Genomic DNA, 18,788 nt, shown 5'->3' on the forward strand with positions numbered 1-18,788 from the left:
TCGGGGGGGTGGGGCGGGCCCGCTGCGGGGCCATGTTCAACCCGTTTTGGGCTAACATGCCCTAATCCCACCGGCCGGTACGCGAACGAGTGGGGCCCCGGGCGATCGCCGCCCGGGGCCCCACTCGTTCGCGTCCTAGCGCCAGACGCGCGCCCGCAGCGGCATCCCGGAGGTGCCCGCCTCCGGGGTCCTCACCGCGAGGACCTGGTTGACGCCGATGCGGTTGCGCTCGAAGGAGAGCGCGGAAGCCGCCATGTAGAGGCGCCAGATACGGGCGCGGCCCGGCGAGGTGAGCCGCTGGCCCTCCTTCCAGCGGGCCTCCAGGTTGGCGACCCAGCGGCGCAGGGTGAGGGCGTAGTGCTCGCGGATCGCCTCCACGTCACGCACCTCGAACCCGGCGCGCTCCAGCTGCGCGACGGTGGACCCCACCGGGGCGAGCTCGCCGCCGGGGAAGACATAGGCGTCGATGAAGTCGTCGACCTCGTAACTCGACTCGTCGGCCTGCGGGCGGCGCGCGATCTGGTGGTTGAGGAGCCGGCCGCCGGGCTTCAGGAGCGCGTGCAGGTCCTGTGCGTACTCCAAGTACCTCTCGGCGCCGACGTGTTCGGCCATGCCGATGGAGGAGATGGCGTCGTACGGACCGTCGCGCACGTCACGGTAGTCCTGGACGCGGATCTCGACCCGGTCGGTCAGCCCCTCCTCCGCGATGCGCTTCCTGGCGTACGCGGCCTGCTCCTGGGAGAGCGTGACGCCGACGACGGTGACGCCGTGCTCGCGCGCCGCGTGGATCGCCATGGAGCCCCAGCCGCAGCCGACGTCGAGCAGGCGCATGCCGGGCTTCAGGGCGAGCTTGCGGGAGATGAGCTCCAGCTTGTCGCGCTGGGCGTCTTCGAGGGTGGAGTCGGGCGACTCCCAGTAGGCGCACGAGTAGACCATCGAGGGGCCGAGCACCAGCTCGTAGAAGTCGTTGCCCACGTCGTAGTGGTGGCTGATGGCCTGCCGGTCGCTGCGCTTGGTGTGCAGGTGGAGACGGCCGCGTCCGCGCATCTCCTCCGGCGGCGGGGCGGGCGGCAGGAAGGGCGCGGCGAGGCCGACCAGGGTGCGGGCGGCGGCGCGGAACCCCGGGTCGCGCAGGGACTCCCTGAGGCTCTTGGCGTCCTCGTCGCGCTCCCAGATGAACCCGGCGAGCCGTTCGAGCGCGGCATACAGATCGCCCTCGACGTCCAGGTCCCCGGCCACCCAGGCGCGGGCCAGGCCCAGCTCGCCCGGCTTCCACATCAGGCGGCGCAGGGCGCGACGGCTGCGTACGACGAGGATGGGGGCACCCGGCGGGCCTGCTTCCGAACCGTCCCAGGCACGAATGCGCACGGGGAGCGGGGCTCCCAGCAGTTGTTCGGCGAGGCTCTCAAGCCGCAGTGCGGCGTGTGGCATGGTGCACACCTCCGTGATGGCGATCCCGGACTCAACACCACGTAAACACCAACACGACGCTCGCGCAGTCCCGTTGTCGCGTCACGGATCGGCAAAATAAGTGTAATCACCATGTATACGGGGCGGGAAAACCCGAGGGGGCCGCCCGCACCACGGATGGCGGGCGACCCCCTCGGGGCTGTTCAGTGACCGGAGGTCAGGAGGCCTTGGCCTTCTCCTCGGCCTTGACGGCCGGGGTCTCCGCCTTGGCCGCGGCGGGCTTCGGCGCGGGCTTGGCGGCCTCGTAGAACTCCTCGCGCGGCGTCTCCATGGCGCCCAGCGAGACGACCTCACGCTTGAGGAAGACCGCGAGCGTCCAGTCCGCGAAGACGCGGATCTTGCGGTTGAACGTCGGCATCGCCATGCCGTGGTACGCGCGGTGCATGTACCAGGCGAGACGGCCCTTGAGCTTGATCTTCATCTTGCCCATGACGATCATCGCGACGCCCTTGTGCAGGCCGAGACCGGCGACCGCACCCTTGTTGGCGTGGCTGTACTCCTTCTGCGGGAAGCCCCGCATGCCAGAGATCACGTTGTCGCCGAGGACCTTGGCCTGCCGCAGCGCGTGCTGGGCGTTCGGCGGGCACCAGGCGTTCTCGTTGCCGGCCTTGCGGCCGACCATGTCCGGGACCTGGGCGTTGTCGCCCGCGGCCCAGATGTAGTCGGTGCCCTGGACCTGGAGGGTCGTCTGGGTGTCGACGTGGCCACGGGGACCGAGCGGCAGACCGAAGCGGGCGAGCGCCGGGTTCGGCTTCACGCCGGCGGTCCACACGATGGTGCTGGAGTCGACCTCGAGGCCGTTGTTGAGCACCACGTGGCCGTCCACGCAGGAGTCCATGCCGGTCTTGAGGTAGACCTCGACACCGCGGCCCTCGAGGTGCTCCTTGCCGTACTGGCCGAGCTTCGGGCCGACCTCGGGGAGGATCTTGTCCGCGACGTCGACGAGCACGAAGCGCATGTCCTCGCGCTTCACGTTGTTGTAGTACTTGGCCGCGTCGCGGGCCATGTCCTCGACCTCACCGATGGTCTCCGCACCCGCGAAGCCACCGCCGACGAAGACGAAGGTCAGCGCCTTGCGGCGGACGTCCTCGTCCGTCGTGGAGTCAGCCTTGTCCAGCTGCTCGAGGACGTGGTTGCGCAGGCCGATGGCCTCCTCGATGCCCTTCATGCCGATGCCCTGCTCGGCGAGGCCGGGGATCGGGAAGGTGCGGGAGACCGCGCCCATCGCGATGACCAGGTAGTCGAAAGGCAGCTCGTACGCCTCGCCCACGAGGGGGGCGATCGTCGCGACCTTGCGGTCCTGATCGATGGTGGTGACCCGGCCGGTCAGAACTTCCGCCTTGGGCAGCACGCGTCGCAGCGGGACGACGACGTGCCGAGGCGAAATGCTGCCGGCGGCTGCTTCGGGGAGGAAGGGCTGGTAGGTCATGTACGACCGGGGGTCGACGACCGTGACGGTCGCCTCTCCGTAGCGCATCTTCTTGAGAATGCGCCGAGCTGCGTACAGGCCTACGTACCCACCGCCTACTACGAGGATCCTGGGACGCTCCGTGGTGCTCATGCCATCGAGTATCCACCTGCCCGGCAGGGGTCGCTCGTGCGCCCCTTCACAAGCATGGGTGGACCCTCTGCTATAGTTCGCCGCCCACGTGACGCAGGCCATAGAGCCCCAGGGGAACCACGGGATGACCCGGGACGTTGTGCACCCCTTGTGAGCTGCCGCTCTGGCCCCGCAAGCGCAGTGGACCACTCACCAAACCCACCCTGCGGACGCACTCCCGAACCTTCACTGTCGTGGGTCGCGGGGCCCTCTCGGGTCACTTTCAGGGGTCCGGAACCCCTGAACATCGTCCAACCGAGCCGATTCTCTTGTGAAGAACTTCACGAACTTTCCCGACGACATGTCGTCGAGGGCCCTTCCGGGCCCCTCGACAGCCGCTCAGACGCTACATGAAGCGCTCAGGCGATCGACCAGCCGATGCCGTCGAGGATGTCGTGCTCGCTGACGACGACCTCGTCCGCACCGGTCCTCTCCATGATCGAAAGGAGTACGAGGGCGCCCGACACGATGACGTCCACGCGGCCCGGATGCATCACCGGGATCGCGGCCCGCTCGTCGTGCGTGGCCCCGGTCAGGCGGGCGACGATCTCGCGTACCTGCTCCAAGGAGACACGGGAGTGGTGGATCGCCGCGGAGTCGTACGCGTCGAGGCCGAGCGCGATGGCCGACACCGTCGTCACCGAGCCCGCGAGGCCGACCAGGGTGCGGGCCTCGCCGATCGGCACCGACTCCTCGGCGAGGTCGAGCGCGGCCGTGATGTCGGCGCGGACGGCGTCGAGTTCGGCGGGCGCGGGCGGGTCGGTGCGGATGTGCCGCTCCGTGAGGCGCACGCAGCCGATGTCGACGGAGCGGGCGGCACGGACGGTGTCGTCGCCGACGACGAACTCCGTGGAGCCGCCGCCGATGTCGACGACGAGGTAGGGCTTGGCGAGGTGGTCGCTGCCCGTCAGCTCCTTCGTCGCCCCCGTGAAGGAGAACTCGGCTTCCTGGTCACCGGTGATGACCTCCGGCTCGACGCCGAGAATGTCCAGGACGCCGCGTACGAAGTCGTCGCGGTTCTCGGCGTCGCGGGAGGCGGAGGTCGCCACGAAGCGGAGGCGTTCGGCGCCGTGGGACTTGATGACCTCGGCGTACTCGCGGCACGCCGCGAAGGTGCGGTCGAGTGCCTCGGGCGCCAGGCGGCCCGTCTTGTCCACCCCTTGGCCGAGGCGGACGATGGTCATCCGCCGGTCCAGGTCGACGAGTTCGCCGGTCTCGGGGTCGGCGTCAGCCACCAGCAGGCGGATGGAATTCGTGCCGCAGTCGATGGCGGCCACGCGGGTCACTTGGCGGGCTCCTCGTCGGCTTCGGCGCACGGCGTGACGCACGGCCCCTTGGCCCACCACTCCGGCAGCATCGCGATCGCCTCGTCGCCCAGCGGGTTCACGCCGGGGCCCGCGGCCAGGGAGTGGCCGACCAGGACGTGCAGGCACTTCACGCGGTCCGGCATGCCGCCCGCGCTCGGGAAGCCCTCCAGGACCTCGATGGCGTCACGGCGCGCGATGTAGTCCTCGTGCGCCTTGCGGTAGGCGGCCGCCAGTTCGGGGTCCGTCTTCAGCCGCTCCGACATCTCCTTCATGACGCCGTTGGCCTCGAGCGTCCCGATCGCGGAGGCGGCCCGCGGACACGTCAGGTAGTACGTCGTCGGGAACGGCGTCCCGTCGGGAAGGCGCGGCGCCGTCTCGACGACGTCCGGCTGCCCGCACGGGCAGCGGTGGGCGATGGCCCGCAGGCCGCGCGGCGGGCGGCCGAGCTGCTGCTTGAAGGCCTCGACGTCGGCGTCGGTGGGCTCGGTGCGCGGGGTGGTCGACGGGGGCGTTTCCATGCCTGTCTTTCGATCGGTTCTCTACGAGAGGTGGTGCTGGGATGTCAGTTCCCGGCCGGGCGGTCCGCCTTGTCGACGCCGTCCCAGACGTTCGAGTACCAGGGCCTGGCGGCGGCCCCCTGGTCGGTGCGCTGCTTCTTCGCCGCGTCGGGGTCGATGACCGTGTAGCCGGTCTCGCCCGGCATCACAAAGTGCAGCCGGTCCCGGATGCGCTGCTCCGCGTACGCGTCGTCCCGCCAGCGGGCCTTCTCGTCCTTCAGCCGCTCGACGTGCTCGCGTCGCTCGGCCTGCTCCTTGCGCTGGTCGTCGATCTCCGCGCGCTGGGAGACGTACTGCCTTATCGGATAGGCGAGCGCGACGACCAGCGAGCACAGCACGAGCGCGAGGAGCGCGGCGCGTCCCGTGAGCCGGGAGCGGCGCGCCTGGCGCTTGGTCTGGGAGCGGTAGACACGCTCCGCGGTCTGCTCGCCGAGCAGCCGCAGCCTGGTCGCGGTGGAGAACCGGTCGCGGTCCTTCACGGCCATGTGTGCCGCCTCCCCGATACGTACGAACGTCCCCGCACACGGTACGGGACCGAGTACGGGGACGTACGTATCTACTCAGCGGAGCCGAGGCCCGAGCCGGAGCTCGGAAGCGGTTCAGCCCTTGAAGCGGGGGAACGCCGAACGGCCCGCGTACACCGCGGCGTCGTCCAGGATCTCCTCGATGCGGAGCAGCTGGTTGTACTTGGCGACGCGCTCGGAGCGGGCCGGGGCGCCGGTCTTGATCTGGCCGCAGTTCGTGGCGACGGCGAGGTCGGCGATGGTGACGTCCTCGGTCTCGCCGGAGCGGTGGGACATCATGCACTTGAAGCCGCTGCGCTGGGCCATCTCGACGGCGTCCAGGGTCTCGGTCAGCGAGCCGATCTGGTTGACCTTCACCAGGAGGGCGTTGGCCGACTTCTCCTCGATGCCGCGGGCGAGGCGCTCGGGGTTGGTGACGAACAGGTCGTCGCCCACGAGCTGAACCTTGTCGCCGAGCTTCTCGGTGATGACGTTCCAGCCGGCCCAGTCGTCCTCGAACAGCGGGTCCTCGATGGAGACGAGCGGATACGAGGCGACGAGCTCCTCGTAGTACTCGGTCATCTCGGCGGCCGAGCGGTCCTTGCCCTCGAAGGAGTACGTGCCGTCCTTGTAGAACTCGGACGCGGCGACGTCGAGCGCGAGCGCGATCTGCTCGCCGGGGACGTAACCGGCCTGCTTGATGGCCTCGAGGATGAGGTCGAGCGCGGCGCGGTTGGAGTCCAGGTTCGGGGCGAAGCCGCCCTCGTCGCCCAGGCCGGTGGAGAGGCCCTTGTCCTTCAGGACCTTCTTCAGCGTGTGGTAGACCTCGGTGCCCCAGCGCAGGGCCTCGGAGAACGACTCCGCGCCGATCGGCGCGATCATGAACTCCTGGATGTCGACGTTCGAGTCCGCGTGCGACCCGCCGTTCAGGATGTTCATCATCGGAACGGGCAGCAGGTGCGCGTTCGGGCCACCGAGGTAGCGGAAGAGCGGGAGGTCGGAGGCCTCCGACGCGGCGTGCGCGACGGCGAGCGAGACGCCGAGGATGGCGTTGGCGCCGAGCGAGCCCTTGTTGTCGGTGGCGTCGAGGTCGAACATCGCCTGGTCGATCAGGCGCTGCTCGGTCGCGTCGTACCCGACGAGCTCCGGGCCGATCTGCTCGATGACGGCGAGGACGGCCTTCTCCACGCCCTTGCCCATGTAACGGTTGGGGTCACCGTCACGGAGTTCGATGGCCTCGAAAGCACCGGTGGACGCACCGGACGGAACGGCGGCACGACCCGTGCTGCCGTCGTCGAGGCCGACCTCGACCTCGACCGTGGGGTTGCCTCGGGAGTCCAGGATTTCCCGGGCTACGACGACGTCGATGGACGGCACGAGCATCTCCTTCTGGGATGTGACGCGGGTACGCGGGGCGTTGGCCTCGCGGACACGAGCCTAACCGGCTCCCGGACAAGAGCCAGCCGAGCGACCGCCCTGTGGACAAACCGAGAGCAAAATGTTTCCGAACGGAACAAAGCGTGGAGCACAAAGGAACCCCGCCCCGGTGCGTACGGGGGATACGCGCACCGGGGCGGGGAGGGGGGTGCCCCGCCAGGACTAGCTCAGGTGGAGCTGCTGGCCGGGGAAGATCATGTCGGCGTTGTCGATGATGTCGCCGTTGAGCTTGTACACCTTGTGCCAGCCGCCCTTGACGTCCTCGGCCTTGGCGATCTTGGAGAGGGTGTCACCCTTCTTGACCTTGTACTCGCCGTCGCCCTTCTTGACCGTCTTTCCGGTCGGGGTCTCGACGGTCTTCTCGGACTCGGCCTTCGGGGCGGCCTCGGCCTTCGGAGCGGCCTGCTGCGGCTGCTCGGTCTGGGCGCTGGGCTGGCTCTTGGGCTGCTCCTGGGTCTGCTGCGGGGCGCTCTCCTGCGCACCGCCACCCTCGTTGGACGCGCCCGAGAGGCCGACGCCGCAGCTCGGCCAGGCACCCTTGCCCTGACCCGCGAGGACCTTCTCGCCGATCTCGATCTGCTGGGCCTTGGAGGCCTTGTCGGCGGTGGGCGCGTACTTCGTGCCGCCGTACGCGGCCCAGGTGGACGACGAGAACTGCAGGCCGCCGGTGTAGCCGTTGCCGGTGTTGATCGACCAGTTGCCGCCCGACTCGCACTGCGCGACGGCGTCCCACTCGGAGTTCGTGGCGGCGGAGGCCTGACCGGCCGCCATCAGCGGGGCTGCGACCGCGACACCGGTGACGCCGGCGAGCGTGGCGACACGGGTGGCCTTGGACGGGCGGCGGTGCTTGCCCTTGCTGGAAAACAGCATGAGTGATCCCCTCACCGACGCCTGCGAGGTGAGCTGTCGGGTTCGGGCCGATGTGGTTGCCCGGCCGCGCTTCCTGAGCGCGACTTAACCCCTAGCCGTTCCCGTCCGTGTGCCTCGCTCTCGCGAGGCTCAACGGCCGGGCCCGGCGGAAACCTTGGTTCCCCCGCTCCTGCCTACGGCGCATTACGCGACGACTGTTCCCGAACGGCCGTTGGCAGGACTCGGCGTACCGACCGGCGGGGCCCGCTGTGGCGAGCGGTCACGACCGTAGACATGCGATCGCCCGAATTTCAAAGACGATCAGGGCTTCTGAGACCCATGTCTCACTTGCGCCAATTGGGACATCGAGCGCAAAGCGACTCGCCAACTACCCCTACTTTTCGCCCAAATCGAGGCTCTGACCGGGAAGGATGAGATCGGGGTCGGAGCCGACCGACTTCTCGTTCTCGGCGTACAGCTCGGTCCACCCGCCCTTCACCTCCAGGTCGTCGGCGATGACCGAGAGGCTGTCTCCGGAACGGACCGTGTACGTCCCGTCGGAGACGTCGTGCTCGCGCTCGTCGCCACGGGAGGCGTGCCGGCCCGAACCCTCGCGGGCGGAGCCTTCGGACGCCTCGTCGTCGGCGCTGCCGCCGCGGTGACGGCCTTCACCCTCGCCGGTGGAGGGCGAGGGGGCGGGCGAAGTGGTCTCGTCACGCCCGGACTTGTCCGGTTCGCCGGACTTGGTCGAGTCACCGGGCTCGGCCGACTCATCCGAGTCACCCGAGTCGCCCGAGTCATCCGACTTGCCCGACTCGTCGTGATTCTTGTCTCGTGACGCGTCATCGGAGTCCGGCTTCCCGGACGGCTCGGCGCTGTCCGAGGGGTCGGCCGACTCGCTCGGCGACGCGTCGGCCTCGTCCGACCCGCCCGGCTTCGACGACTCGCCGGACCCGGTCGATTCCGACGGCTCGTCAGAAGGAATGGTCGTGATCGGGGCGCCCGGGTCGACGTCGGCGGCGGCACCGCCCTCGGTGAGACCGGCGATCGGCGCACAGCTCGGCCAGGCGTCGGCACCCTGGTCGTCGAGGACCTTCTCGGCCACCGAGATCTGCTGGGAGCGGCTCGCCTGGTCGGCGCTCGGCGCGAAGTCGAGGCCGCCGTACTCCTCCCACGTCTGCTGCGAGAGCTGGAGCCCGCCGTAGTAGCCGTTGCCCGCGTCCGCGCTCCAGGATCCGCCGCTCTCGCACTCCGCGAGCTTGTCCCACGTGGCGGTGTCCGCCGCGCTCGCGCTGGTGGCGCCGAGCAGCGGGATCGCGATGGCCGATCCCGCCACTCCTGCCGCGACGATCAGGGCCGGGGCCTGGCGGGGGCGTCGGTGACGACCATTGCCGGAGAGCATGCGGTTGCCTTTCGCGTGACTGGAGCGACGACTGCGGCACGGGATGCCGAGTCGTCGGTGAACGTAGCGGCAGTCGAACGCTTGTCACAAGTCGATGCAGCGGAGATCACGTGAAAGTCACAGTCTTGACGGCCCGTCAGTTAAACGTCGTTTCAGGTGCCGAATATTTGCTCTGCTGTGCGGGTGTGAACTCCACCGGAAGCGTGCGCAGTCCACGCATGATGAGCCCGCCGCGCCACCTCAAATCACCAGGTTCCGCCGCCAGGCGCAGGTCAGGGAGGCGCCGCAGGAGGGTCGCGAGGGCGGCCTGCCCTTCCAGCCTGGCCAGCGGTGCGCCGAGACAGTAATGAATGCCATGGCCGTAGCCGAGGTGTTGGTTGTCGCGGCGGGAGAGGTCGAGCGTGTCCGGCCGGTCGAATCGCGCGGGGTCGCGATCGGCGGCGGCGAGGACCACGAGGACGGGGTCGCCGGCGGCGATGTCCTCCCCTCCGACGGTCAGCGGCTCGGTGGCGTACCGCCAGGTGGCCAGTTCGACGGGACCGTCGAAGCGCAGGAGTTCCTCGAGCCCCGTCTCCAAGAGCCCGGTGTCGCCGTCCCGGAGCGATGCCTGGAGCCGCTCGCGCTGCTCGGGGTGGGTCAGGAGGGCGTAGGTGCCGTTGCCGATGAGGTTGACGGTCGTCTCGAAGCCGGCGAAGAGCAGGATGAAGGCCATCGCGGCGGCCTCGTTCTCGGTGAGGTGCTCGCCGTGGTCGGAGGCGCGGATGAGCCCGGAGATGAGGTCGTCGCCGGGTTCGAGCCGCTTGCGGTGGATCAGCTCGGCGAGGTAACCGCGCATCTTCTTGACGGACCGGGCGACCCCTCCCCTCGGCCCTCCCCCGTGCCGGATCATCATCCCCGCCCAGTCCCGGAAGTCGTCCTGGTCCTCGCGGGGCACCCCGAGCAGGTCGCAGATCGCGTAGATGGGGAGCGGGAAGGCGAAGTCGTGGATGAGGTCCGCCTCCCCCTTCTCCGCGAACTGGTCGATGAGGTGGTCGGTCAGCTCCTGGACGCGGGGTGCGAACTCGGCGATACGGCGGGGGGTGAAGGCCTTGGAGACGAGGCGGCGCAGGCGGGTGTGGTCCGGCGGATCGATGTTGAGCAGATGCGTCATGAGGTTGGCGCTGCGCTCGCCGGGGATGCCGGTCTTGCCCTTCGCGTGCGCGGGCTCGCCGTGATGGGCCGGATTCTTGCTGAGCCGCTGGTCGGCGAGCGCCTGCTTGGCATCGCCGTACCGGGTGACCAGCCACGCCTCCACGCCACTGGGCAGCCGCGTCTTGTGCACGGGCGCGTGCTCGCGGAGCCAGGCGTAGGCGGGATAGGGGTCGGTGGCGAACTCCCAGGTGAAGAGCTCTGGCCCCTGGGCCTCGGACACGTGGGCCCCTGCCGGGCAGGCTGCGGGGGTGTCCCCGGCGGGGGCTGGCGGCTGGTCTCGCATGGGACGACGTTATCCGGCTTGCGTCTGGCCCCTGGGCCCTGCCTGCATGCCTGCCTACCTGCCTACCTGCCTACCTGCATGCCTGCCGTCATCGGCTCCGCCGAGTTCGTCCTCAAACGCCGGACGGGCTGGAACTCCCCTGCGCCCCGGGCCCGCACTCCGCCGCCAGCACCGCGTCCCGGTAAGCCCGTGCCGCTGCTCGCAGGGACGCCTCCGGGTCGACTCCGTCCGCCTCCGCGCGCAGGGCGAGTGCCAGGAGTTCGTACCCGATGCCCTCCCCCGTCGGAACCGGCACCTCCAAGCCCGCCGTCCGCACCCGTGAGGCCAGCTTGGCCGCGAGGGCCAGGCCCGGCTGGCCCAGGGGGATTCCCTCCGTGACCGATGACCGCTGCTTCTCCTCGGCCTTCTTGCGGAGCCAGTGCGCCTTGACGTCCTCGGGGGTGTGGGCCGCGTCGTCGCCGAAGACGTGCGGGTGGCGGTGGATCAGCTTCTCGACGATCGTGCCCGCCACGTCGTCCACGGAGAAGGGGGACACGTCGTCCTCCTCCGCGATGCGGGAGTGGAAGACCACCTGGAGCAGGACGTCGCCCAGCTCCTCCCGCAGCTCGTCCCTGTCGCCCTCCTCGATCGCCTCGACCAGCTCGTACGCCTCCTCGATCGCGTACTTCGCCAGGCCCTTGTGCGTCTGCTGGGACGACCAGGGGCACTCGACCCGGATCTGGTCCATGACCTGGACGAGGTCGAGGAGCCGCGCGCCCGGCAGGTCGTACGACGCCGGGAGCAGTTCGAGGTCGGGCATCGGGACGCGGCCCGAGCCCGCGAGCCTCGCGAGGCCGTCCGTCAGGGCGCTGTCGCCCTCGGCCGTGGCGACGACGAGGACCGTACGGCCGCCGGCGCAGGCGTCCACCAGCTCCTGGGCCGTGGGCGACGCCTGCTCCACGCGCACGCCCGCCTCGCGCAGGTACGGCAGTTGGGGGTGCGCGGCGTCGGCGCACAGGACCTCGTCGGCCCCGTGCAGGGCCTGCCACGCGGGCCAGGAGAGGAGGCCGGGGGCCACTCGGTGGCTGGTGGTGAGGAGGATGACGCGGCCGGGGGCGTCGGCCGGGGGCGTGGTTGCGTTCACCCGTCGAACGTAACCCACGCGGCCGGCGGCCCCCGACTGACGTCCTTACGCCTGCTTGGGGCCCGCGGCTTTGTCCCCGGACACCTCGCGCACCCACGGCGTCTTGCTGTCGGCGCGCTTGCTCTTCTCCACGTCCCACGTGCCGTAGCGCGGGTTCAGGTCCACGTCCAGCTTCTTGGAGGCCTTGGAGAGCTCCTTCCAGAAGATCGCCTGGCCCTGAGGGGCGTTCATGTCCACGCCCAGTTTCCTGGCCAGCTTCTGGGCCTCGATCTCCGTGCGGAGGCTGTTCTCCAGCTGGGACGGGGCGACGCTGTACTGCTGGAGCCAGCCCTGTTCGAGCTGCTTCTTGCCGCCCGCCTGCTGTTCGAGACCCGCTTTCATCGTCTGGATGTCGCGGCGTGACACGTCCACCCCGGCGTCGACGGCCGCGCGGTGCAGCACCTTGTCGAGGACCATCGTGTGCAGCGTGCTGCGGGTGAGGCCGCCGGACTTGGCGATGGCCTGCTCGTACTGCTGCTCGTCCGGGATCGCGGCGCGCTGCGCGGCGCGCACCTCGTTCACCCGGCCCTCCAGCTGCGAGACCGTGATCCGGTCGTTGCCCACGACGGCCGCGGCGCCCGGATGGGCTTCGGCGCCGCAGGCGGTGAGGAGAGGAGCCGCGGTGACGGCTGCGGCGGAGAGAACGAGCGCGGTGCGACGGCGGCGGTGCAAGTGAGCCTCCCGGTCGGAGATTGTGCGGCGGTGCACAAAGTCTTGCGGTGATCGATGTTAGGGAGTGGCCGGTCTCTCGGCCACCTATTCGACCAACGATTCTCGGGGAGTTGGGGCACCCTCGGCCCTCGTCAACCGCGCACTTGTCCCAGCCACTGCAACGTACGCCGGATCTCCGCCGGAAACGGATGGCCGACCCCGTGCATCCGTTCGGCGTCCATGAGCAGCCGTGCCAGCGTGTCGTGGGCCGCCGCGCGGTCGCCGAGGGCCAGGAGCAGGTGGCCGATGCGGCGGCGGATCTCCAGGGGGCGGTCGCGGTCGTCGGAGGCGTAGCGGTTCTCGTAGTAGGGGAGGAGTGCGCGGTACTCCGCGAGGGCCGCCGCCGGTTCGCCCAGTTGCTCCAGGCACTGCGCCGCCTCGTAGCGGAACTGGAGTGAGTGCGGGTCGGCCTGGCCGGACTCCGCGGCGCGCTCGTCGGCGAGGCGGCGCAGTTCGGGCAGGGCGCGGCGGTACTGGCCGTCGTCCATGAGGGTCGCCGCGTACTGCTTGCGCAGGGAGCGGACCACCGGGGAGTGCTCGCCGTGCTTGGCGGCGGCCGCGGGCAGGATCGAGCCGAGGATGTCCACGGCCTGGGTGATGCGTCCTTCGCCGAGGAGCCTCTTGACCTCGTCGACCGCGTGCACCACGTCGGTGTGGCTGCCGGGGGTCCGGCGGTGGTCGGGGCGGTCCGGCTGGATGGCGGGGGCGGGCGCCGGGGTCGTGGCGCGGTCGGGCCACGGGGCGTGCGGGCGCAGGAAGGGGCGGGTGGGGTCGAGCGGACCGCCGGTCGGTATGCCGCGTGCGGGGAGCAGCGGGGCCAGTTCCTCGTAGACGTCCTGGGCGCTGGCGTGCCGGTGCTGGGGGTCCTTGGCGAGGAGCCGGAGCACCAGGGCTTCGAGGGCCTCGGGGACCTCGGCGCGCAGGCGGCGGACCGGGAGCGGCGGTTCGTAGAGGTGCCGGTGCAGGACGCCGAGCGCGGTGGAACCGGAGAACGGCACGTCGCCGCTGAGGAGTTCGTGCAGCAGGACACCCAGGGCGTAGAGGTCGGTGTACGGGCCGACCGCGCCGCCCATCGCCTGCTCGGGGGCCATGTACGCGGGGCTGCCGATGGGCGAACCGGTGTGTGTGAGGCGGGTGGTGTCGGTGTCCATGACCGAGGCGATGCCCAGGTCGAGGATGGAGATGGTGCCGTCCTGCTTGACCATCACGTTCCGCGGCTTGAGGTCGCGGTGCACGATCGGCACGGCGTGCACCGCGGAGAGCACGGCACACACCTGTGCGGCGATGGCGACGGCCCACTGCCACGGGTAGGGGTCGTGCTCGGCGAGGTGGTCGCCGAGGTCCGCCCCGTCCACGTACTGCATGACGAGGTAGAGGTCCTCGCCCTCCGTGCCCGCGTCGTGGACGGTGACGAGGCCCGGGTGGTCGACCTGTGCGGTGACGCGGCACTCGCGCACGAAGCGGCGGCGCAGCTCGTCGGCCTCGGCGCCCGCGACGCGGTCGGGGCGCAGCAGCTTGACCGCGACGCGGCGGTCCAGGCGCTGGTCGTACGCCGTCCAGACCTGGCCCATGCCGCCCTGGCCGATGAGCGTGGAGAGTTCGTAGCGCCCGGCGACCACGCGGCCGCCCGTCCCCGATGACACGTTCAGTTGCCGCCTTCCTGCTTGCGCAGGTAGTCACTCAGCTCGTCGAGCTCGGCCTGTACTTGGTGGATGCGGGCCGGTGCGGGGCGCGTGGGCGGGGGCGGCGTCTGCTGGACCGGCGGCTGGTGCAGTTGGGTGGGCTGGAGGTGGACGGGGGCGGGTCCGGGCTGCTGCGGATAGCCGTACGCGGGCTGCGGTGCGGCGTAGCCCGGGTACGGCCGGCCGTGGCGGCTGAAGTGCCTGATGTCCGCGAACAGGTAGTAGGCGACGGCGGCGAGCAGCGTGGTCAGGAGGATGACCATGCCCGCGTTGCCCGGCCCCTGGAACTCTTCGTCGCCCGGGTCGACGCCGACGAGCACGAGGGCCGTCACGTCGAGCGCGGTCACCAGGCCGAAGAACACCCAGTCGTACGACTTGCGGGTCACGATCGCGAGGCGCAGCATCGGCGCCCAGGCGAGCAGGCCGCAGGTGACGACGGCGAGGACCACGAACAGCACGCGCAGCGTCACGTGGGTGCCGCCGGAGTTCGGCGGCGGTTGCTGCGGCGCATAGCCGTGGCCGTGCATGGCTGCTCCTGATACCTGATGCGGCCGTGCGTTCCCGTGGGGGAACGCGCGGCCGAAAGTCGAAATACGAACTGATGCTGATTCGAGCGTATAGGCCGACACGTGGAAGCGGTCCCGGGTTGTACCGAACCGTTGCCGTACTGGTCACGTCCTGATCGCGGCCCGATCACGCGCCCGGCCGGAACCCGGTCGGCTCATTCCGGCGGAAGCGTGCCGTCCGTCAGTCCGTCGTGCAGACCCCGCACCAACTGCTCGCCCAGCCTGCCCGCGAGACGCAGCGCGTCCTCGAAGGCGGCGAGCGCGCGGAACCGCTCGCCGTAGCCGCGCTGTCCCTCCAGCGGCAGGCGCGGCAGCCGCAGCCTGCGGACGTCGAGCCGGGCCGCGGTGGACGCGTAGCTGCTCGCCTGGCGGTTGTTGGCGGTGCCGCGCAGGAAACCGGCGAGGAACCACGGGTCGAGGGCGGCCGGATCGGGCCGCAGGAGGGTGAGCCCGCGGCCGAGCGCGGCGCCCGCGGTGCTCTCGTCGATGACGCGGGCCGCGGTGCCGCCGCCGGAGACGGGGATGACGACGTCGCCGGGCCGGGTGACGACGGAGTCCGCCGTCTGGTCCACGGCACTTCCCGGTGCCGGATCGGCCGACGGGTCGAGGGTTTTGGAGGGTTCCGTCCCGGCCAGCACGTCGTGCTCGGTGAGGACGCGCGTGACGCCGGGGGCGGCAGCACCGGGCCCCGTCCCCGTCCCCGTCCCCGTATGCAGCAACAGGGCGCCCGCGCGTGCCAGTTCGCCCACGGTGGTCACCGGCCAGTGTTCCGCGTCGCCCGGCTTCGCGGGCGACGGCATGAGGTCTCCCGTGCGCCGCACGGCTTCCCCGAGCCGCTCACGGACGGCCGCCAGCTCCTCCGTACCGCCGCCCGCGGCCGGTGGCGGCAGCCGGCGGGCCGGGGCCAGGTCGACCTCGTCGTCGAGGAGTTCGAGCACCGGCACGCAGCGGGCGAGGCCGGGCCGCTCGTCGACCGTGCCGTGCCGGTCGAAACTCCGCCAGACATCCACCACGGCGTCCTGCACCGGACGCCACGCCTGCCGGTCCCTGCCGTCGGCGGCGGAGAGCCCCGCCGTCTCGACGAGGAGCAGCTCGGGCGGGTTCTTCGCGCCGGGAACCGGCCTCTTCAGGACCCAGACGTGCAGCGGGATGTTGTACGGGGGCGCGGCGCCCGCGGGCAGCGCGATCACGGCACGCAGGGCACCACGGCGAAGGAGGTCGGCGCGCACCCGGCGCCCGGAGCGGCGGGAAGCGGCGGCGGGCGGCATCAGCAGGACGGCGGTGCCGCCGTCCCTGAGGCGGGCCAACGCGTGCTGCACCCAGGCGAGTTCGGACTCCGTACGGGCCGGGAAGCCGTACTCCCAGCGGGGGTCGTACGCGAGTTCGTCGTGCCCCCAGTTGCGCTCGTTGAACGGCGGGTGGCAGAGCACGGCGTCGGCCCGCTCCTCGCCGAAGGCGTCCGCGCGCAGGGTGTCGGTGGCCGCGGCGCGCACGGTGGCGTCGGAGTGCAGGGCGAGGCGCAGCGCGGCGAGGGCGGCGAGTTCGGGGGCGCTGTCCTGGCCGTACAGGCGCTGGTCCGGGCGGGGGGTTACGGCTCGCAGCAGGGCGCCGGTCCCGCAGGCGGGGTCGAGCACGGTCGGGGCGGGGCCCGCGAGCGCGGCCATCAGGTCGGCGGGCCCGGCCGGAGTGAGCGTGTACTGCCGGGGGTTGGCGTCGATGTACCGCCCGATCAGGAACTCGTACGTCTGCCGGGCTCCCAGCTCGGAGGCGAGCTCGGCCGCGCCGCGCAGCAGCGGGACGGAGGGCAGGAGCTGACCCGCGTCCGGGACACGCACCGCCGCCCGCAGCGGGCCGGTCGCGGCGGCCGGGGGCTTGCCGAACCGCGGGGTGACGACCTGCTCGAGTGCGGCCGGGAGCAGCCGCGCCATCCGTTCGTCCGACACCGCGCTCACCTTGAGCCAGTCCGGGTGGCGGTCGTGCACGAGGAGCAGGGCGCAGCCCGCGTGGAGGAGCGCGGTGACGGGGCCCGCGGGGTGACCCGCGAGGTGCTGCCAGACGCGTTCCTTCAGCGGCACCTCGCCGAGCTCGCCCAGTTTTCCCTGGGCGCGCAGCCACTCCTCGACCTGGGCGAGCGCGAAGGAGGGACTGGTCTCGGTGCCCCCGACGGGCTTGGGGAAGTCGGGGTGGCGGCGGCGCCAGTTGCTGACGGCCGCCCGGCCGACACCGGCGAGCCTGGCGATCCCGGCGGCGGTCACCTCTGTCGCGTTGTCCCGCGCCGACTTGTCCCCCACCGTCTGGCTCCCCTCGGTCCCGCTGTCCCGCCGCACACGTGCCCCGGCGCGGCGCTGTGGCGCCGAGCATACCCACCGCGTGCCACACGCCCGCATTCACGGGCGTTAACCGACTGTCAACGTGAACTCATGTTGACTCGGTTCACAACCTCTGCTGAGATGTCACAGCACCTCAGAGTTCCAAGTTCCCGTGGGGGGATCTTCATGCGACGTACCACTCTTGCCGCTGTCTGCCTGGCCACCGCCGCGACCGTCGGCCTGACGGCCTGCGGCACCGAGACAGGCGGCTCCAAGAAGAAGGAGCAGGGGAAGGTGGAGGAGGCCAAGAAGGAGACGGGCCCCTTCCCCGGCATGTCCGGGCCCGACATCGTCGACAAGGCGGTGAAGGCGACGACCGACGCCTCGTCCCTCAAGGTGAAGGGCAGCGTCCCCGACGAGACCGGCACCATCGAGCTGGACATGGCCTTCGACACCAAGGGGCAGTGCGCGGGCACGATGGGCATGGGCGGGGAGGGCTCGCTCGACCTGATCACGACCGCGCGCACCGTGTACATGAAGTACGACGAGGAGTTCCTGCGCGCCCAGGGCAAGGGGCAGCCGGCGGCCGAGACCGACGCCGCCGTGGACATGCTCGCGGGCCGGTGGGTGAAGACCTCCGCGACCGGCGCCGACGCGAAGGACATCGCCTCGTTCTGCGACCTGGACGTGCTGCTCGCCGAGTTCAAGGACGTCAACTCCGCCGCGCGCAGGGGCAAGACGACCACGGTCGACGGCACGCCCGCCCTCACGCTCACCGAGAACGACGGCACCGACCGGTACACCCTCTACGTCGCCACGGAGGGCAAGCCGTATCTGCTGAAGGTCGTGAACGAGACCGCCAAGACGCCGGAGAGCCTGGCGTTCGGCGAGTTCGACAAGCCGGTCGACGCGACACCGCCCGCGGGCGACGTCATGGACATCGACAAGCTCGCGGGCTGACCCGCCCGTCCGACGTCGACCGTGGTGCGGCGCGGGCTCACAGCACGTGCCGTACCCACACGTTCGGCTCCACGTACACCGCGTAGCCGCGCTCGGGCTCGCAGAGCACCGGCACCAGCGCGCCCGGCACCTCGACGGGTCCCGCGGTGTCGAACGGCAGCCCGGTCCACGACCGCCACTGCGCGAGCGAACCGGACACCGTCATCGACGCGTGCGCCACCTTCTCGATGGTGCCGCCCGCCCGCACGTGCACCCGCAGCCACGGGTCGGCGGGCAGCCCGTCGTCCCGCTTGCGGACCGCGTACGAGTCGATCAGCGCGGCGGGCTCGAGGTGCTTCGCGTTCGGGCGGACCGGGGCGACGACCTCCGCGAAGCCACGCGCGCGTGCGTTCTCGCGCATCGCGGCGAGCATCCGCCCGGAGACGCCCTGCCCGAGGAACTCCGTGGCCACGGTGATCTCGATCGCACTCACCGTGTCCGGCTTCCTGCCGTGCCGCAGGTCCGAGAACGCCCAGAGCATGACCTGGTCCCAGCCGCCGTCCGGCAGCTCCCGGCGCCCGTCGGCGTCCAGCGCGAACGGCACGCTGAACGCCTTGGCCGCGACCGTGCCCCGCTCGTCCGTGGCCACCAGGACGTACTCGGGGAAGTCCTTGACGATCCGCCCGATCATCGACCACGCGATGGGGTCGTTCCCGATGAACTCCGGCCAGGTGTCGTCCATCGCCCAGAGCGGTCCGGCGAGTTCGGGCCGCTCGGCCAGCGTCGTGATCTTGAGGTCCATGCCGGGGACGCTAGCGGG

The 18,788-nt window shown here is 70.9% G+C and carries 16 protein-coding genes and 1 riboswitch; of the genes, 1 reads left to right on the plus strand and 15 read right to left on the minus strand.

Going from position 1 to position 18,788, the window contains the following annotated elements:
• Positions 1 to 135 precede the first annotated feature (135 nt).
• The 14 genes from ACWD02_RS24650 to ACWD02_RS24715 form a co-directional block, all read right to left on the minus strand.
• Positions 136 to 1,431, minus strand: a complete 1,296-nt coding sequence (locus ACWD02_RS24650; RefSeq protein ID WP_451214593.1) for a class I SAM-dependent methyltransferase — start codon at positions 1,429 to 1,431, stop codon at positions 136 to 138.
• A gap of 196 nt (positions 1,432 to 1,627) precedes the next feature.
• Positions 1,628 to 3,031, minus strand: a complete 1,404-nt coding sequence (locus tag ACWD02_RS24655; protein WP_451214594.1) for an NAD(P)/FAD-dependent oxidoreductase — start codon at positions 3,029 to 3,031, stop codon at positions 1,628 to 1,630.
• 398 nt (positions 3,032 to 3,429) lie between these two features.
• Positions 3,430 to 4,356, minus strand: coding sequence for a Ppx/GppA phosphatase family protein (locus ACWD02_RS24660; RefSeq protein WP_451214595.1), 927 nt, complete (start codon positions 4,354 to 4,356; stop codon positions 3,430 to 3,432).
• The gene (locus ACWD02_RS24665) at positions 4,353 to 4,895 is read right to left on the minus strand and encodes a DUF501 domain-containing protein (RefSeq protein WP_451214596.1); all 543 of its coding nucleotides are present in this window, start codon (positions 4,893 to 4,895) and stop codon (positions 4,353 to 4,355) included. The genes ACWD02_RS24660 and ACWD02_RS24665 overlap by 4 nt, the downstream gene beginning before the upstream one ends.
• A gap of 44 nt (positions 4,896 to 4,939) precedes the next feature.
• Positions 4,940 to 5,419, minus strand: coding sequence for an FtsB family cell division protein (locus tag ACWD02_RS24670; RefSeq protein ID WP_451214597.1), 480 nt, complete (start codon positions 5,417 to 5,419; stop codon positions 4,940 to 4,942).
• 114 nt (positions 5,420 to 5,533) lie between these two features.
• Positions 5,534 to 6,814, minus strand: coding sequence for a phosphopyruvate hydratase (eno, locus tag ACWD02_RS24675; protein WP_451214598.1), 1,281 nt, complete (start codon positions 6,812 to 6,814; stop codon positions 5,534 to 5,536).
• Positions 6,815 to 7,036: 222 nt separating this feature from the next.
• Complete coding sequence (locus tag ACWD02_RS24680) at positions 7,037 to 7,744, minus strand: transglycosylase family protein (RefSeq protein ID WP_451214599.1); 708 nt, start codon at positions 7,742 to 7,744, stop codon at positions 7,037 to 7,039.
• 3 nt (positions 7,745 to 7,747) lie between these two features.
• A riboswitch (cyclic di-AMP (ydaO/yuaA leader) is annotated at positions 7,748 to 7,935 on the minus strand.
• Positions 7,936 to 8,117: 182 nt separating this feature from the next.
• Positions 8,118 to 9,125, minus strand: a complete 1,008-nt coding sequence (locus tag ACWD02_RS24685; protein WP_451214600.1) for a transglycosylase family protein — start codon at positions 9,123 to 9,125, stop codon at positions 8,118 to 8,120.
• A 136-nt stretch (positions 9,126 to 9,261) separates the two neighbouring features.
• Positions 9,262 to 10,599 (minus strand): cytochrome P450 family protein, encoded by a 1,338-nt coding sequence (locus ACWD02_RS24690; RefSeq protein ID WP_451214601.1) that lies wholly within the window; start codon positions 10,597 to 10,599, stop codon positions 9,262 to 9,264.
• Between the two features lie 112 nt (positions 10,600 to 10,711).
• Positions 10,712 to 11,722 carry a nucleoside triphosphate pyrophosphohydrolase gene (locus tag ACWD02_RS24695; protein WP_451214602.1) on the minus strand — a complete coding sequence of 337 codons (1,011 nt, stop codon included), beginning with the start codon at positions 11,720 to 11,722 and terminating at the stop codon, positions 10,712 to 10,714.
• 45 nt (positions 11,723 to 11,767) lie between these two features.
• Positions 11,768 to 12,433, minus strand: coding sequence for a SurA N-terminal domain-containing protein (locus ACWD02_RS24700; protein WP_451214603.1), 666 nt, complete (start codon positions 12,431 to 12,433; stop codon positions 11,768 to 11,770).
• 131 nt (positions 12,434 to 12,564) lie between these two features.
• Positions 12,565 to 14,091 carry a protein kinase domain-containing protein gene (locus ACWD02_RS24705; RefSeq protein WP_451214987.1) on the minus strand — a complete coding sequence of 509 codons (1,527 nt, stop codon included), beginning with the start codon at positions 14,089 to 14,091 and terminating at the stop codon, positions 12,565 to 12,567.
• 26 nt (positions 14,092 to 14,117) lie between these two features.
• Positions 14,118 to 14,681 carry a hypothetical protein gene (locus ACWD02_RS24710; protein ID WP_451214604.1) on the minus strand — a complete coding sequence of 188 codons (564 nt, stop codon included), beginning with the start codon at positions 14,679 to 14,681 and terminating at the stop codon, positions 14,118 to 14,120.
• A 194-nt stretch (positions 14,682 to 14,875) separates the two neighbouring features.
• A complete protein-coding gene (locus ACWD02_RS24715; protein ID WP_451214605.1) occupies positions 14,876 to 17,011 on the minus strand; it encodes an HsdM family class I SAM-dependent methyltransferase in 2,136 nt (711 codons plus the stop codon).
• 204 nt (positions 17,012 to 17,215) lie between these two features.
• Between ACWD02_RS24715 and ACWD02_RS24720 the strand changes: the two genes are divergently transcribed.
• Positions 17,216 to 17,989 carry a hypothetical protein gene (locus tag ACWD02_RS24720; RefSeq protein ID WP_451214606.1) on the plus strand — a complete coding sequence of 258 codons (774 nt, stop codon included), beginning with the start codon at positions 17,216 to 17,218 and terminating at the stop codon, positions 17,987 to 17,989.
• A 37-nt stretch (positions 17,990 to 18,026) separates the two neighbouring features.
• Here ACWD02_RS24720 and ACWD02_RS24725 read toward each other — a convergent pair whose 3' ends face one another.
• Positions 18,027 to 18,770, minus strand: coding sequence for an N-acetyltransferase (locus ACWD02_RS24725; protein ID WP_451214607.1), 744 nt, complete (start codon positions 18,768 to 18,770; stop codon positions 18,027 to 18,029).
• Between the last annotated feature and the right edge of the window lie 18 nt (positions 18,771 to 18,788).

Source organism: Streptomyces sp. NPDC002853, from assembly GCF_053591915.1.